We start from the raw sequence: 13,354 nt of genomic DNA, 5'->3' as shown, positions 1-13,354 counted from the left end.
CATCAGTTCCGCTTGTCGCCGGCGTAATAGACCCACTTCTTCGAGGACCAGAAGGCCACGAGGGTCAGCACGGTGATGATGGTGAAGAGCACCCAGGCGATTGCGGAGGCATAGCCCATGTTGAACTTCTTGAAGGCCTCGTCGTAGATATAAAGAGGCAGGAGATAGGTGGACTTCAGCGGCCCGCCCTGGGTTATGATGTAGGGGCCGTTGAACTCCTGGAATGCCTGCACCATCTGCATGATGAGGTTGAAAAAGATCACCGGCGTCAGAAGCGGCAGGGTGATGAAGAAGAAGGTCCTCACCTTGCCGGCACCATCGATGGCGGCCGCTTCGTAAAGCGATTTGTCGATGGATTGCAGGGCCGCAAGGAAGATCACCATGGCCGAGCCGAACTGCCAGCAGCGCAGCAGCGTGATGGTGAAAAGCGCATTGCCCGGATCTCCGAACCAGTCCACCGGCGACAGCCCCACGGCGGCAAGCGCCATATTGGCAAGGCCTTCGCTGGCGAAGATATAGCGCCACAGAACCGCAATCGCGATCGAGCCGCCGAGGATGGACGGCACGTAAAAGGCAGTGCGGAAAAAGTTGATGAATTGCAGCTTGTAATTGAGTATTGCCGCGATGAACAGCGCAAAGGCAAGCTTCAGCGGCACCGTCAGAAACACGTAGAACAGGGTGACGTTCAGGGATTTCATGAAGGTGCGGTCGCGGGTGAACAGCCGCTCGTAATTGGCAAGCCCTGCCCAGCTGGGATCGCTCATCAAGTCGTAACGGGTGAAACTGAGGTAGAGCGAGCCAAGGAACGGAATGGCCGTGAAGACCAAAAGCCCGATGATGTAAGGCGTCAGATATCCCAGCCCCAGGAAGCGCTGAGATTTCATGATGCTCCTCCCCGCGTCCCGGCGGAACGCGACTGACAGAATACAATTTCGTACAAGTGATTCTCCCGGAACGGCCAGCGGCAGGCGCAATAAAGCGTATTTCCTAGCCGCGACCGATCTCCTCCCTCATTGATACGGCGCGTAAAAGCAATTTATGCGGTGACAAAACCAAATTTCAGCGCCAAGGTGAATTAACAAAGACGAGGAAAAAGATGGACGAAATCGAAGGTGGCATTCTATCATCCGTTCCGCCTGCGGCGCTCAACCTCAACCTGACGCGCGCGACGATCAAAATGGAGCATTCTCGCACCTGGCAGATCGACAAATCCAATCCAGTGGACGATCTCATCATCTGCCTGGAGGGGCGCGGGCACTATCTCGTTGATGGCGAAGCAAGGGTACTGGAGCCCGGTGACGCCATGCTTATTTTCCGAGGGCAACGCTTTGTCGGGTGGAACGAGCAGGCAGTCACCTATCGCGGCGTGGCGCAGCATTTCACGCTCGATATTTACGGCCGCCACAACCTGATCGCGCAGATGGACCTGAAACCGAAACTGCGGCTGAGCCGCTGGTCGCTTCTGGAGCCGCTGGTGCGCCACTACCGGCAGAGCGCGCCTCCTTCCTCCGTCACTCTGGGTCAACATCATCTCTTCATGGTGCTTCTGATCGCCTTCATCGATGACGCGTTTCTGGGCTGGGTCGACCGCCCGAGTTTTCAGCCGGAGGGTACGGAAGGCCTCGACCTTGCGGTGATGAAGGCGATCACGATGATTTCCGCCAATCCGTTGGACCCCGACATTGCCGGGCGGGCCACCGATGCGGCGCCCTATAATCGCGATTATTTCCTGCGGGAATTCCAGAAGCGGGTGGGACGGACGCCGCGCAAATATCAGGAATTCAAACGCATGGAACGCGCCATGCATTTTCTCGAGGCCGGACTTTCGGTCTCGGCAGCGGCGGCCGAGGTGGGTTATGGCGACCCCTATTATTTCTCGCGCATGTTCAAGCGGACACTGGGATTAAGCCCGCGTGACCATATGAACCGGATACGCCGCAGCCGGCACGGCAACCTGATGGCATTTGACGAGCATGAGCAACAAAGGCTGCTTGCCGACGAAACGGAAAAGGCCCCGGCATAACGGGGCCTCCTCGTTTGAAAGCGCTGGAATTACCGGAATAGTGACGGCAACCACAGGGACAGCGACGGAATATAGGTGACAGCAAGCAGCACTGCGATGCTGGCGCCGAAGAACGGCCAGATCGTCCGCATCGCCTCCCGTATCGATATGCCGCCCACCGCGCAGCCGACGAAGAGCACCGTTCCGACCGGCGGCGTGTTGAGGCCGATACCGGCGTTCAGGATCATCACCACACCAAAGTGCACGGGGTCGATGCCGAACGCCTTCACGACGGGCAGAAGCACCGGCGTGGAAATGATGACCATCGGCGCCATGTCCATGAAGGTGCCGAGCAACAGCAGGATGATGTTGATGACAAGCAGCACGATGATCGGATTGTCCGAAATCGCACTGATTGCCGCGATCATCAATGTCTGGACCTGCAGGAAGGCCATCAGCCAGCCGAAGGATGCCGCCGTGCCGATGACCAGCAGAACCATGGCCGTGGTACGAACCGCCCCCATCACCGCTTCCACGAAGCCGTCCCAGTTGAGTTCGCGATAGACCAGCATGGCGACAAGGAAGGCATAGAGCACGGCGATGCAGGAACTCTCGGTCGCGGTAAAGATGCCCGAACGCACGCCGCCGAAGATGATGCCGATCAGCAGGATGCCGGGGAAAGACGCCAGCAGATAATACATCAGCTTCGAGAAACCGGGGAAAGGCTCGGACGGATAGCCCTTGCGCCGGGCGACGATATAGGCCGTCACCATCAGCGCTGCTGCAAGCAACAGGCCCGGAATGATACCGGCGGTGAAGAGATCGGCCACAGAGACATTGCCGCCCGCCGCGATGGAATAGAGGATCATGTTGTGCGAGGGCGGGATCATCAGCGCAATGATGGCGGCGTTGACGGTGACATTGACGGCGTAATCCCTGTCGTAACCGCGTTTTGCCATCTGCGGTATCATCAGCCCGCCCACCGCAGAGGCATCGGCCACGGCCGAGCCGGAAATGCCGCCGAACAGTGTCGAAGCCACGATGTTGACCTGACCAAGACCGCCGCGCAGGTGTCCCACGAGGCCTGCCGCGAAGCGGATGAGGCGGTGGGCGATGCCGCCGCGCACCATCAGGTCACCGGCGAAGATGAAGAACGGTATCGCCATCATCGCGAAGACATTCATGCCGGAATTCATCTGCTGGAACACCACGATGGGCGGCAGGCCGAGATAAAGAACCGTGGCGAAGGACGCGATGCCGAGACAGAACGCGATCGGCGTTCCGATCAGCATCAGCAGGGTGAACACCCCGAAGAGAATGGTGTAAGCCATTTATGCGGCCTCCTGCACGATCACGTCTGCAGCGATTTCCTCGCCGATGGAAAGATCGACGAAACGTTCGGCAGCAAACAGCGCGATAAGGAAACCGCCGCCGATCAGCGGAAAGAAATCCGTCCCGCCCGGCCAGCCGAGAACAGGAATCGTCGCCGTCCATGTCCCCATGGCAAGCGAGGTGCCATACCAGGCCATGCCGGCACCGAAGAAGAAGATCAGCGCAAGGCTTGTCAGGTCCATGCCCTTCTGCACACGCGGCGGCATCATGTAGCGCAGAATATCGAGCCCCAGATGCACGCTCTCGCGCACGCCGACGGCGGCGCCAAGCATGATGAACCACGACATGAGATGCAGCGACAGCGGCTCAGACCAGCTGGGTGAATCGTTGAGAATGTACCGCGCAAAGACCTGCCAGCCGACGATAAGCGTCATGGCGATCATGCCGATACCGGCAATATAAAGCGACGCGTGGCTAAGCGCGCCGAGAAAAGGGCGGATGGCCCGCATGAAGTGTCGCATTGTCTGTTCCTCCCGCATCAACGGCGACGAAAGAAAACCGGCCCTGTTTCCAAGGCCGGTTTCCCACGCGTTACTTGACCGCTTTCACCCGTTCCAGAAGGTCCTTCATCTTCGGATCGGTGACGAACTTGTCGTAGACCGGCCCCATCGCGGCAGCGAATTCCTCCTTGTTGACCTTGATGACATTGACCCCGCCGGCCCGGACCTTTTCTTCCGATGCCTTTTCGCGGGCGCTCCACAGTTCGCGCATCTTGCCGACTGAATCCTTGGCCGCCTGGCGCAGCAGCTTCTGGTCTTCCGGGGAGAGCTTGTCATAGGAGATCTTCGAAATGACGAGGATTTCCGGGTTCAGAGAATGCTCCGTCAGGGAGTAGTTCTTCGCCACCTCGTAGTGACGGGCGGATTCGTAGGATGGCCAGTTGTTTTCGGCACCGTCGACGACACCGGTTTCCAGTGAGGAATAGACCTCGCCCATCGGCATCGGCGTCGGGTTGGCGCCGAAGGCCTGCATCATCGAAATCCACAGGTCCGACTGCTGCACGCGGATTTTGAGCCCCTTCAGATCCGCCAGTTTTTCGATGGGCTTTTTGGTGGTGTAGAAGGATCGGGCGCCGGAATCGTAAAAGGCGAGACCGACGAGACCGTGCGGTTCGAAGGCAGCCAGAACCTCATCACCAATCGGACCGTCGACCGTATTGTGCATGTGCTCCGTCGAGCGGAACAGGAAAGGCAGACCAAGAACGGTGGTTTCCTTGACAAGATTGTTGAAAGGCGCGGCATTGACGCGGTTCATGTCGATGACGCCGAAGCGGGTCTGCTCGATGGTGTCCTTTTCGCCGCCAAGAACGGAATTGTTCATGACCTGTATCTTGATACGGCCATTGGTCCGCTCGGCCAGAAGCTCGCCCATATATTTCACGGCTTCGACTGTGGGATAACCGTCCGGATGAATATCGGCCGAACGCAGGGTGATTTCCTGCGCCATGGCGGAAACGCCTGACAGCGCGATCCCCATCGCGACGCACATCATGCTTGCAATCTTTTTCATGCTTTCCTCCTCCATTGTTGAAACGGCCCAGCCCCTCCAAGGCTTGTCGGGCCGATTTTTTCACGCCCATCCGGGCCGGCATGCAAAGACCTTTCATGTGAAAAGGATGACGGGGCCTCCCTTCCCCAACCATCCCGGATCAAATTAGGCCGCCTTGACCGGCGACAGCTTGAACAGCTCTTCGGGGTTTTCGACCAGCGCCCGATGACGCGCCGCCTCATCCGGCAGCCAGCCGAGCGTCAGTTCCGCAAGGCGGGCATCATCAGGATAGGCAGCCGTCTCGCGCACGGAATTATGCGGCCAGTTGGTGCCCCAGACGATGCGTTCCGGCGCATGCGCCGCGATCACCCGCGAAAAGGCGGCGACATCCTCGTACGGCCAGCTTTCGCGGGAGCTTTCATAAACGCCGGCGAATTTGAACCACAGATTGCCGCCGTCGATGAGTTTCAGAAGCGCCGCCATTTCCGGCCCGTCGGTTTTGATGCCCTTGAAGAACTTGCCGTGATGATCGAACACCCAGCGCGAGCGGATTTTCTGAAGACGCGGCAGATGGTCGAGAAGACCGTTTCCGTCGAACTGCACCGCCACCATCCAGTCGGCCGCATGCGCCCGCTCGTCCACCGCTTCCAGTTCGGAAAGGTTCACAGCGCCACCCGGCAAATCCATGATACGCGCGCCGACCGCACCCGCGGCGGCAAGCTTCTCCATGTCCTTTTCGCTCGTGGTGGCATCGATGATGACGACCGCGCGCGCCGCCTCGCCCATCTCGGCAACACAGGCCAGCGTATTGCCATTGTCTCGCTGATGGGCGTTACCCTGCGTGATGATGACCCGGTCTATGCCGAGCCATTGCATGAGGCGACGATAATCCTCCGGTCCCGGCAGGGCGCCCGGCGGAAGGCCGGGGCCACCCCGCAAGGCGGGATATCCGGGCAGATACATGTGCATCTGCGTATCGACCGCGCCTTTCGGGAAAGCGGGTCTCGGCGCGGTGCCGCTCAGCTTTCTGACGAGTTCACTCATGGGTCTGGCATCCTGAATTCAACGAGTGCATCCCGGTTGATCTCGATGCCGAGACCGGGACCATCGGGAATGGCGACGATACCGTTCACCGCTTCGAGAGGTTCACTGAGAACCGCCTGACGGAACGGATTATGGGTGCGGTCAAATTCCATGATCGGTTCGATGGGATTGACCCGCACCGGATCAGGCGTCATCGCCGCCATGAATTGCAGCGCGGCGGCGATCTGTACGCCGGTGCCCCAGACATGCGGCACGATGCGCACGCCGTGCAGCGTGGCAAGCGTGGCAATCTTCTGCGTTTCTGAAAAACCGCCGCATCCGCAGAGATCGGGCTGGAGAATATCCACGGCACCGGCGGAAAGCGCCTGCCACATGCCGTGACGCCCGTGCCAGGTCTCGCCGCCCGCAACCGGGATCGGCTGCCCTGCCCGTACACGCTGATAGGCATCGAGCTGTTCGGGAACCACCGGCTCCTCAAACCAGTCGATGCCATAGTCGGCGGCGCGGTTGCCAAGCGTGACGGCTTCGGTGACCGTATAACCGTGATTGGCATCGATCATCAGCCGCATGTCAGGCCCGATCGCCTCTCGAACCGCGGCTATGACCCTGAGGTCCTCCTCGATGCCGAAGCCGATCTTGATCTTGCAGGCGTGGAAGCCGTCAGCGCGGCGCTCCGCCATTTCGGACGCATTGTCTGAAACGCGGTCGACACCATCACGCTTGAAGCTGCCGGTGGCATAGGCGCGCACGCTCTCGCGCCAGCGCCCGCCGAGCAGCATCGAGATGGAAGCACCGTAATGCTTGCCCTTGATGTCCCACAACGCGATATCGATGCCGGACAGGGCCGTAAGACTGAGGCCGCGCTGGCCCTGATCGCGCAGGGCATTATAAAGCACGGCCCAGATCTTTTCGGTCTGGCGAGGGTCCTGGCCGATGAGCCAGCCGGAATAAGCCTGGACCACGGCGGCGTTCGGCCGCGCCGGGCCGAGGCATTCGCCCCAGCCGACGGTCCCGTCGTCGCATTCGATTTCCACCAGAACATGGGCCCGCCGGTCGAAACGCATGGAGGCGCTTTCGAACGGCGTGTCTAGACGATGTTCGAGCAGATGCGTGCGCACTGCCGTGATTTTCATGGCTCCCCTCCCGTTATGCCGTGATCAGGCTTTGCGCTTGTGCGTGCCGATCAGGGCTTCGAGCATGCCGATTTCCTCATTCGTCAGGTCCTTCAGCGGCGCACGCACCGGACCGGCATCGAAGCCCTGCAGGCGGACGCCGGCCTTGATGGCGGAGACGGCATAACCCTTGGCGCGGTTGCGGATCGCCATGAACGGATAGAAGAAATCGACAAGAATGCGCTCGCAGGTGGCGCGCTCGCCGGCGCGCAGCGCCGCGTAGAACTCGTTGGCAAGGCCGGGCACGAAGTTGAATACGGCCGAGGAATAGGTGGTGAAACCGGCGCCGAGATAGGCTTCGGCAAACAGTTCCGCGGTTGGCATTCCGCCGAGATACATCAGGCGGTCCCCCATCTTGGCGGTGATCTGGCGAACGAGGCCGATATCGCCGGTGCCGTCCTTGAAGCCGACAAGGTTCGGGCACTCGTCGCACAGCCGCGCCAGCGTATCGGCCTGAAGAACCGAGTTGTCACGGTTATAGACCATGACACCGATGCCGACCGACTGACACACCTTCTTGATATGGGCGTAAAGCCCTTCCTGCGGCGCATCGATGAGGTAATGCGGCAGAAGCAGGATGCCATCGGCGCCGACCTTTTCGACGGAGCGGGCGATATCGACCGCAATTTCAGTGCCGTAACCGCAGCCGGAAACGATGGCGGTTTCGCCGGCGACTTCCTTGGCGGCGGAAACGATGGTCGGAATCTCATCCGGCTTCAACGAAAAGAACTCGCCGGTGCCGCCTGCGGCAAACAGCACCGGCGCCTTGTAACCGGCAAGCCATTCGACATGGGCCCTGTAGCTGTCGGCAGCGAAACGGCCCTCGGAATCGAAATGGGTGACCGGGAAAGACAGAAGGCCGGAGCCGAGAGCCGTTTTGATTTGTTCAGGGTTCATGATCGGTATTCCTTTGAAGTTCAATGACTGAAAGTCACCTAAACCACTTGCCGTATATTTGTCAACAATTCATCATACAAGTTATATGATGAATTTTACAGGCGGGCGCGGCTCAGCGCGCCAGCCAGCCGCCATCGACATTGAGAATGGCGCCATGCACATAATCCGCCGCCGGCGAAGCAAGGAAAACCGCCGCCCCGGCTATATCGTCTGAATGACCCCAGCGGCCAGCCGGAATGCGCTCGAGAATGGCCCTGTTGCGGGCCGCATCGGCGCGCAGCGCCTCTGTATTGTTGGTTTCGATGTAACCCGGCGCAATCGCATTCACATTGATGCCCTTCGCCGCCCACTCATTTGCCAGAAGCTTGGTGAGACCGGCGACGCCATGTTTTGCAGCCGTATAGGACGGCACACGAATGCCCCCCTGGAACGACAGGAGCGAGGCGATATTGACGACCTTGCCGGGGCGGCCGTTCGCCAGCAGCTCCTTTGCAAAGGCCTGTGTGGTGAAAAACAGCGCCTTGAGGTTGACGTCCATCACCTCGTCCCAGTCCAGCTCGGAAAATTCAACGGAATCGGCACGGCGGATGATGCCGGCATTGTTGACGAGAATGTCGAAACCGGCACCGGCAAAACTGTCTTTTGCCGCCAGCGGATCGGCAAAGTCGATAGACAATGCGCTGGCCTTGCCGCCGTCTCTCGCGATGATGGCAAGCGTTTCATCCGGCGCACGACGGGCGGCGCAGACGACGTCTGCACCGGCAGCGGCGAGACCCACCGCAATCGCCTGGCCGAGCCCCGTATTCGCGCCGGTGACGAGCGCCTTGCGCCCCTGAAGCGAAAAAGGGCTCCTCATTTCAGGTCTCCCGGCTGAATGAAGTCCATGTCGGTGTAGTCGACATTGTCGCCAGCCATGGCCCAGATGAAGGTGTAGGAGCCGATGCCCGCACCGGAATGAATGGACCAGGGCGGGGATATCGCGCCTTCTTCATTTGAAATGAACAGGTGGCGGGTCTCCTGCGGCTCGCCCATCAGGTGCAGCACGCGCGACTTTTCATCCATGCCGAAATAGAGATAGGCCTCCATGCGGCGATCATGAATATGCGAGGGAATGGTGTTCCAGACCGAGCCGTCCTCCAGTGTCGTATATCCCAGCACCAGCTGGCAGCTTTCCATGACCAGCGGATGGATGAACTGGTTGATGGTGCGCTTGTTGGAGGTTTCGGTTGCACCAAGCTTGACCTCCTTGCTGTTCGCCAGCGTCACCAGCTTCGCCGGTAGGCTGCGATGCGCCGGGCACGAGGTGATGTAGAATCGCCCGGCGCCGTCGAAGGTCACCGCGCCGCTGCCGGCACCGAGATAAAGCACGTCACCGCGGTTCAGCGTGTAGGTTTCGCCGCCGGCGCTGACCGTGCCCGCCTCACCGATGTTGACGATGCCCATTTCACGCCGATCGAGGAAGGAAGGTGTCCTGGTTTCCTCCACCTTGTCGAGCGTCAGCGGCTTTCCGTCAGGCACGGCGCCGCCCATCACGAAGCGGTCGTAATGGGTGTAGATCAGCCTGATTTCACCGGAACGGAACATGTCGCTGGCGAGGAAATGCCGGCGGAGACCTTCGGTATCCAGCGTTTTTGCATATTCCGGGTTCACGGCCTGCCTTGTTTCGACGGTCAGCATCAAACTCATCCTTCATGATTGTTGCGTATGGCACATAATATATGTTATCCGCTTTTTTGTACGATCTGTATGACAAGGTCAAGAGGCGCTGCCATATCTGACTGCGTCGATGACGTATAATGCTGATGGAGAATTGCGATGAAACGGCTTCTTGTTACCGGTGCGGCAGGCCAGCTGGGCCGCGTCATGCGCGAACGCCTCGCACCGGTGGCCGAGATATTGCGCCTCGCCGATCTTGCTCCGCTAGACCCGGCAGGCCCGAACGAGGAATGCGTGCAGTGCGACCTGGCGGACGCAAATGCCGTTGATGCCATGGTCGCCGGTTGCGACGGGATTATCCACCTTGGCGGCATATCGGTGGAAAAGCCGTTCGAACAGATCGTTCAAGGCAACATCATCGGGCTTTATAATCTCTATGAAGCCGCCCGCGCCCATGGACAGCCGCGGATCGTTTTTGCCAGTTCCAACCACACGATCGGTTATTATCCCCAGACGGAGCGTCTTGGCCCCGACGCCCCCTTCCGACCGGACGGGCTTTACGGCGTCTCCAAGTGTTTTGGCGAAAACCTGGCCCGCATGTATTTCGAGAAGTTCGGGCAGGAGACGGCGCTTGTGCGCATCGGTTCCTGCACCCCGGAACCCACCAATTATCGCATGTTGTCCACCTGGTTCTCGCACGACGATTTCGTATCGCTGATCGAAGCGGTATTTCGCGCACCGATCCTCGGCTGCCCCGTTGTCTGGGGCGCGTCTGCCAATGACGCCGGCTGGTGGGACAATTCGCATCTCGGTTTTCTCGGATGGAAACCCAAAGACAATGCGGAGGCCTTCCGGCGGCACATTGCCGAGACAACGCCGAAACCCGACCCCGGCGATGCCATGGTGCGGTTTCAGGGCGGTGTTTTCGTCGACAACCCGATCTTCAAGGCGACGTGAAATGCGGCAGGCAACGTTCCCGGCAGGCGGTGGGATTGCAAGCCGGGCCGCGAATAACGTATCGAGGAACGGTAGACGCAACCGATATTTTTAGAACGGCGACGAAGATGACAAGAACGACGACCTCCGAACCGGCAGCGCCACAGGCCAAAACGCTTGTGGTGAAGGTTTCGGAGGAACTCCGCAGCCAGATCGCCAAGGGCCGTTACAAGACTGGCGACCGCCTGCCATCGGAAGCGCAGATGACACAGGAATTCGGCGTGAGCCGAACCGTTGTGCGCGAGGCGATTGCCTCCCTGCGCTCAGACGGTCTCGTCGAACCGCGTCAGGGCGCCGGTGTCTTCGTACTGGAGCCCGCCCCGGTCGAACGGCGGCCTTTCCATAATGTCGATCTGGCCCGCGTCTCCTCGCTGATCGAAATGCTGGAACTGCGCACCGCGGTGGAAGGCGATGCCGCGGGCCTTGCTGCGATCCGCCGTTCGCCGGCGCAGGAAGAAAAGATCATCGAGGCCTTCGACGCCTTCCGCGCCAGCGCCGCCAAGGGCAGCCCGACGGCCGAGGCCGATTTCGCCTTCCATCTGGCCGTTGCCGAAGCGACTAACAATCCCCGCTTCAGCGAGTTTCTGCAGGTGCTTGGCCCGACCGTCATTCCCCGCCGCGCCGTGGCCGAAAACGGCTCCGAGACCGTGCTTTCGCCCGCTGATCTCAGCCGTCTGGTGGGAGAGCACGAGGCGATACTGATCGCGATACAGGACGGCGACGAGGAGGCGGCGCGAAGCGCCATGCGCAACCACCTGAAAAGCAGCCAGATGCGATACCGCGCGATGTTGCGCGCACCGCGCTGAGATTGCCGCCCGAACCGCATTGACTGAGGAGAAAGATATGCAGCAGCTTCCGACCTTCCCCACTGTTTCGCCCGACGATGGCGTAGAACGCACCGTGCTTTCCGAAGCGCCCGAACTGATGGTGGTATCGTTCCGTTTCAAGACCGGCGCGGAAGGCAAGCTGCACAGCCATCCGCATGTACAATCGACCTATGTCGCCAGCGGCAGCTTCCGCTTTTACCGTGATGGCGAGGCTTACGACCTCAAGAAGGGCGATAGCCTCGTCATTCCCGGCCATATCGAGCATGGCTGCCTGTGTCTGGAAGAGGGCGAACTGATCGACTGCTTCACGCCGCGCCGCGACGATTTCCTCTGATCCGGCGATCAGTCCGCAGATAAATCCCGCAGGGTGCGTGGCAGGCTGTTCATGCACTCTGCGCCAGATGCGGTGACGAGGAACTGGTCCTCGATCATCAACGCACCCACGCCTTCCCCATAAAACGGCGCTTCGAGCGCGACGACCATGCCGGGAAGGATGACTTCCGGATTGTCGTGGGAAAAGAACGGCCATTCCTCGATACCCACGCTGCCACCAACGGAGTGGCCGAAGTGGCCGCGATAATATTCACCGAAGCCGTCCTTGCGCATCGAGGCCAGCATGGCGGCGTGCACTGCACCGAATGTATTGCCCGGGCGGAGCGCGTCCAGCCCGCGGGCGAAGGCCGCTTCCAGAGCCTTGAAGATATCGCCCGCCAAAGGCGAAACCGGCCCCCATGAAAAAGTCCGCGCGCCATCCGAAGAATAACCGTCCACCAGCGTGCCCACATCGGCCTTGATCAGCGCACCCGGCGCGACCGCTGCCGTCATATCCGACAAAGCCGCGCCGACCGAAATGTAGTCCCAATGCCCGCTCAACGAAAAACCGGATTTTGCGGCATATGCCTGCGCGCCGGATTTCCAGGCGGTAGAGAGTTGACCAAGAGCTGCCCCCGGTCGGACGGCGGCTGCCATCTCGACCAACCCCGCCTCGGCTGCGGCTGACGCCTGCCTGAGAAGGTTGATCTCGCGTTGAGATTTCACCGCCCTCAGACGTTTCAGCACCGTCGAACCATCAACCCAGTTCACCTCGGGCAATGCCTGACGCAGCGCTAGGAAATCGGCCGCGGGCATGAATTCAAGGTCGGCACCGATGCGCGCCGCGGACAGTCCGCGCTCCCGCAGCAGATCGGAGAGCAGGCCGAAGCAGGCGGTACGATCGAATGTCTCCGGCCGCGGCCCACCTGAATTGTTGCGGCGATAGGCATCATCCACCTGCGCGATGGTTTCCACACCCGAAAGATCGACCAAATCGATCCAGATGCGATGGCAGCGCAGATCGATATCAGGTGCCGCCCTCCCGATGATCGGCGCGGCATGATCACTGACGACGGCGGCCAGCCCTCCCCCGGCATCGGCAGGCACCAGCGCAATTGCGGAACCCGCTTTGCCCCACATGGTCGCAACACCGGCAGGCGCACCAACCGCATAACGAAAGGCCTCGGGCTGGAACAGTACCAGCGCATCAATCTCCGCCTCCCGCATCAGCTGCTGGGCGCGGCCTCGGTCGATATCGATCATGGGAACTCCGGTGATTGTTTGGCGGCAGGTTTGTGAACCTACGCTTTAGCAGTCACCGGGATAGGAAAGAAGGTGGAAGATGATGTCCCATCCCTGAGAGTCGTCAGTGTGAGCGAGCGGATGCCCCTTGTTTCTTCTCCCCGCCGGGAGAAGTCCGCGGCAGCGGGATGAGGGGGCTCGCTCTCCGAAATCCGGCAACGTTCCTCCCTCTCTCTCTCCGCGACGACGACGACGACGACGACGCCGTACGACGTACGACGTACGACGACGACGACGACGACGTACGACGACGACGACGACGTACC

15 protein-coding genes are annotated in these 13,354 nt (G+C 60.3%); 4 read left to right on the top strand and 11 right to left on the bottom strand.

Features of this window, described 5'->3' with window-relative positions; translation table 11 throughout:
• Positions 1-2 precede the first annotated feature (2 nt).
• Positions 3-884, bottom strand: a complete 882-nt coding sequence (locus tag AGR2A_RS23805) for a carbohydrate ABC transporter permease (RefSeq protein WP_004444977.1) — start codon at positions 882-884, stop codon at positions 3-5.
• Between the two features lie 212 nt (positions 885-1,096).
• Between AGR2A_RS23805 and AGR2A_RS23800 the strand changes: the two genes are divergently transcribed.
• The gene (locus AGR2A_RS23800; RefSeq protein ID WP_004444978.1) at positions 1,097-2,023 is read left to right on the top strand and encodes a helix-turn-helix domain-containing protein; all 927 of its coding nucleotides are present in this window, start codon (positions 1,097-1,099) and stop codon (positions 2,021-2,023) included.
• Positions 2,024-2,052: 29 nt separating this feature from the next.
• Here AGR2A_RS23800 and AGR2A_RS23795 read toward each other — a convergent pair whose 3' ends face one another.
• From AGR2A_RS23795 to kduI, 8 genes are all read right to left on the bottom strand, one after another.
• Positions 2,053-3,333, bottom strand: coding sequence for a TRAP transporter large permease (locus tag AGR2A_RS23795; protein ID WP_004444979.1), 1,281 nt, complete (start codon positions 3,331-3,333; stop codon positions 2,053-2,055).
• Positions 3,334-3,855 (bottom strand): TRAP transporter small permease, encoded by a 522-nt coding sequence (locus AGR2A_RS23790; protein ID WP_022562649.1) that lies wholly within the window; start codon positions 3,853-3,855, stop codon positions 3,334-3,336.
• Positions 3,856-3,925: 70 nt separating this feature from the next.
• Complete coding sequence (locus AGR2A_RS23785) at positions 3,926-4,903, bottom strand: TRAP transporter substrate-binding protein (RefSeq protein ID WP_034497550.1); 978 nt, start codon at positions 4,901-4,903, stop codon at positions 3,926-3,928.
• Positions 4,904-5,047: 144 nt separating this feature from the next.
• The gene (locus AGR2A_RS23780; RefSeq protein ID WP_080823389.1) at positions 5,048-5,926 is read right to left on the bottom strand and encodes a D-galactarolactone isomerase; all 879 of its coding nucleotides are present in this window, start codon (positions 5,924-5,926) and stop codon (positions 5,048-5,050) included.
• A complete protein-coding gene (locus tag AGR2A_RS23775; protein WP_004444983.1) occupies positions 5,923-7,059 on the bottom strand; it encodes a D-galactarolactone cycloisomerase in 1,137 nt (378 codons plus the stop codon). Before AGR2A_RS23775 ends, AGR2A_RS23780 begins: the two co-directional genes overlap by 4 nt.
• A gap of 24 nt (positions 7,060-7,083) precedes the next feature.
• Positions 7,084-7,995: a 5-dehydro-4-deoxyglucarate dehydratase gene (kdgD, locus tag AGR2A_RS23770; RefSeq protein ID WP_004444985.1), complete on the bottom strand. Its 912-nt coding sequence runs from the start codon at positions 7,993-7,995 to the stop codon at positions 7,084-7,086.
• A 112-nt stretch (positions 7,996-8,107) separates the two neighbouring features.
• Positions 8,108-8,851 (bottom strand): 2-dehydro-3-deoxy-D-gluconate 5-dehydrogenase KduD, encoded by a 744-nt coding sequence (gene kduD, locus AGR2A_RS23765; protein ID WP_072492968.1) that lies wholly within the window; start codon positions 8,849-8,851, stop codon positions 8,108-8,110.
• The gene (gene kduI, locus AGR2A_RS23760; protein WP_006700393.1) at positions 8,848-9,672 is read right to left on the bottom strand and encodes a 5-dehydro-4-deoxy-D-glucuronate isomerase; all 825 of its coding nucleotides are present in this window, start codon (positions 9,670-9,672) and stop codon (positions 8,848-8,850) included. The genes kduD and kduI overlap by 4 nt, the downstream gene beginning before the upstream one ends.
• A 138-nt stretch (positions 9,673-9,810) precedes the next feature.
• Here kduI and AGR2A_RS23755 point away from each other — a divergent pair, with 138 nt between their 5' ends.
• The 3 genes from AGR2A_RS23755 to AGR2A_RS23745 all read left to right on the top strand — a co-directional run bounded on the left by AGR2A_RS23755 (position 9,811) and on the right by AGR2A_RS23745 (position 11,808).
• Positions 9,811-10,608 carry an NAD-dependent epimerase/dehydratase family protein gene (locus AGR2A_RS23755; protein ID WP_006700392.1) on the top strand — a complete coding sequence of 266 codons (798 nt, stop codon included), beginning with the start codon at positions 9,811-9,813 and terminating at the stop codon, positions 10,606-10,608.
• 107 nt (positions 10,609-10,715) lie between these two features.
• On the top strand, positions 10,716-11,453 hold the full coding sequence (locus tag AGR2A_RS23750) for a FadR/GntR family transcriptional regulator (RefSeq protein WP_004444990.1): 738 nt from the start codon (positions 10,716-10,718) through the stop codon (positions 11,451-11,453).
• A gap of 37 nt (positions 11,454-11,490) precedes the next feature.
• On the top strand, positions 11,491-11,808 hold the full coding sequence (locus AGR2A_RS23745; RefSeq protein WP_006700391.1) for a cupin domain-containing protein: 318 nt from the start codon (positions 11,491-11,493) through the stop codon (positions 11,806-11,808).
• Between the two features lie 8 nt (positions 11,809-11,816).
• Here the strand turns inward: AGR2A_RS23745 and AGR2A_RS23740 are convergent, their stop codons facing one another.
• Both AGR2A_RS23740 and AGR2A_RS29905 read right to left on the bottom strand, forming a co-directional pair.
• Positions 11,817-13,049: a M24 family metallopeptidase gene (locus AGR2A_RS23740; protein ID WP_072492969.1), complete on the bottom strand. Its 1,233-nt coding sequence runs from the start codon at positions 13,047-13,049 to the stop codon at positions 11,817-11,819.
• A 38-nt stretch (positions 13,050-13,087) separates the two neighbouring features.
• A partial coding sequence (locus AGR2A_RS29905) for a hypothetical protein (protein ID WP_208617153.1) occupies positions 13,088-13,354 on the bottom strand: 267 nt, incomplete at its 5' end.

The organism is Agrobacterium genomosp. 2 str. CFBP 5494 (genome assembly GCF_900013495.1).
GTDB classification, from domain to species: Bacteria; Pseudomonadota; Alphaproteobacteria; order Rhizobiales; family Rhizobiaceae; genus Agrobacterium; species Agrobacterium pusense.
This window is presented reverse-complemented; position numbering and strand designations above follow the sequence as displayed.

Bases quoted from the DNA above. Each gene is read 5' to 3' on its own strand.
- AGR2A_RS23775 (WP_004444983.1), bottom strand. From the start codon at position 7,059: ATGAAAATCACGGCAGTGCGCACGCATCTGCTCGAACATCGTCTAGAC.
- AGR2A_RS23740 (WP_072492969.1), bottom strand. From the start codon at position 13,049: ATGATCGATATCGACCGAGGCCGCGCCCAGCAGCTGATGCGGGAGGCG.
- AGR2A_RS23745 (WP_006700391.1), top strand. From the start codon at position 11,491: ATGCAGCAGCTTCCGACCTTCCCCACTGTTTCGCCCGACGATGGCGTA.
- kduD (WP_072492968.1), bottom strand. From the start codon at position 8,851: ATGAGGAGCCCTTTTTCGCTTCAGGGGCGCAAGGCGCTCGTCACCGGC.
- AGR2A_RS23750 (WP_004444990.1), top strand. From the start codon at position 10,716: ATGACAAGAACGACGACCTCCGAACCGGCAGCGCCACAGGCCAAAACG.
- AGR2A_RS23805 (WP_004444977.1), bottom strand. From the start codon at position 884: ATGAAATCTCAGCGCTTCCTGGGGCTGGGATATCTGACGCCTTACATC.
- AGR2A_RS23790 (WP_022562649.1), bottom strand. From the start codon at position 3,855: ATGCGACACTTCATGCGGGCCATCCGCCCTTTTCTCGGCGCGCTTAGC.
- kdgD (WP_004444985.1), bottom strand. From the start codon at position 7,995: ATGAACCCTGAACAAATCAAAACGGCTCTCGGCTCCGGCCTTCTGTCT.
- AGR2A_RS23795 (WP_004444979.1), bottom strand. From the start codon at position 3,333: ATGGCTTACACCATTCTCTTCGGGGTGTTCACCCTGCTGATGCTGATC.
- AGR2A_RS23785 (WP_034497550.1), bottom strand. From the start codon at position 4,903: ATGAAAAAGATTGCAAGCATGATGTGCGTCGCGATGGGGATCGCGCTG.
- AGR2A_RS23755 (WP_006700392.1), top strand. From the start codon at position 9,811: ATGAAACGGCTTCTTGTTACCGGTGCGGCAGGCCAGCTGGGCCGCGTC.
- AGR2A_RS23800 (WP_004444978.1), top strand. From the start codon at position 1,097: ATGGACGAAATCGAAGGTGGCATTCTATCATCCGTTCCGCCTGCGGCG.
- AGR2A_RS23780 (WP_080823389.1), bottom strand. From the start codon at position 5,926: ATGAGTGAACTCGTCAGAAAGCTGAGCGGCACCGCGCCGAGACCCGCT.
- kduI (WP_006700393.1), bottom strand. From the start codon at position 9,672: ATGCTGACCGTCGAAACAAGGCAGGCCGTGAACCCGGAATATGCAAAA.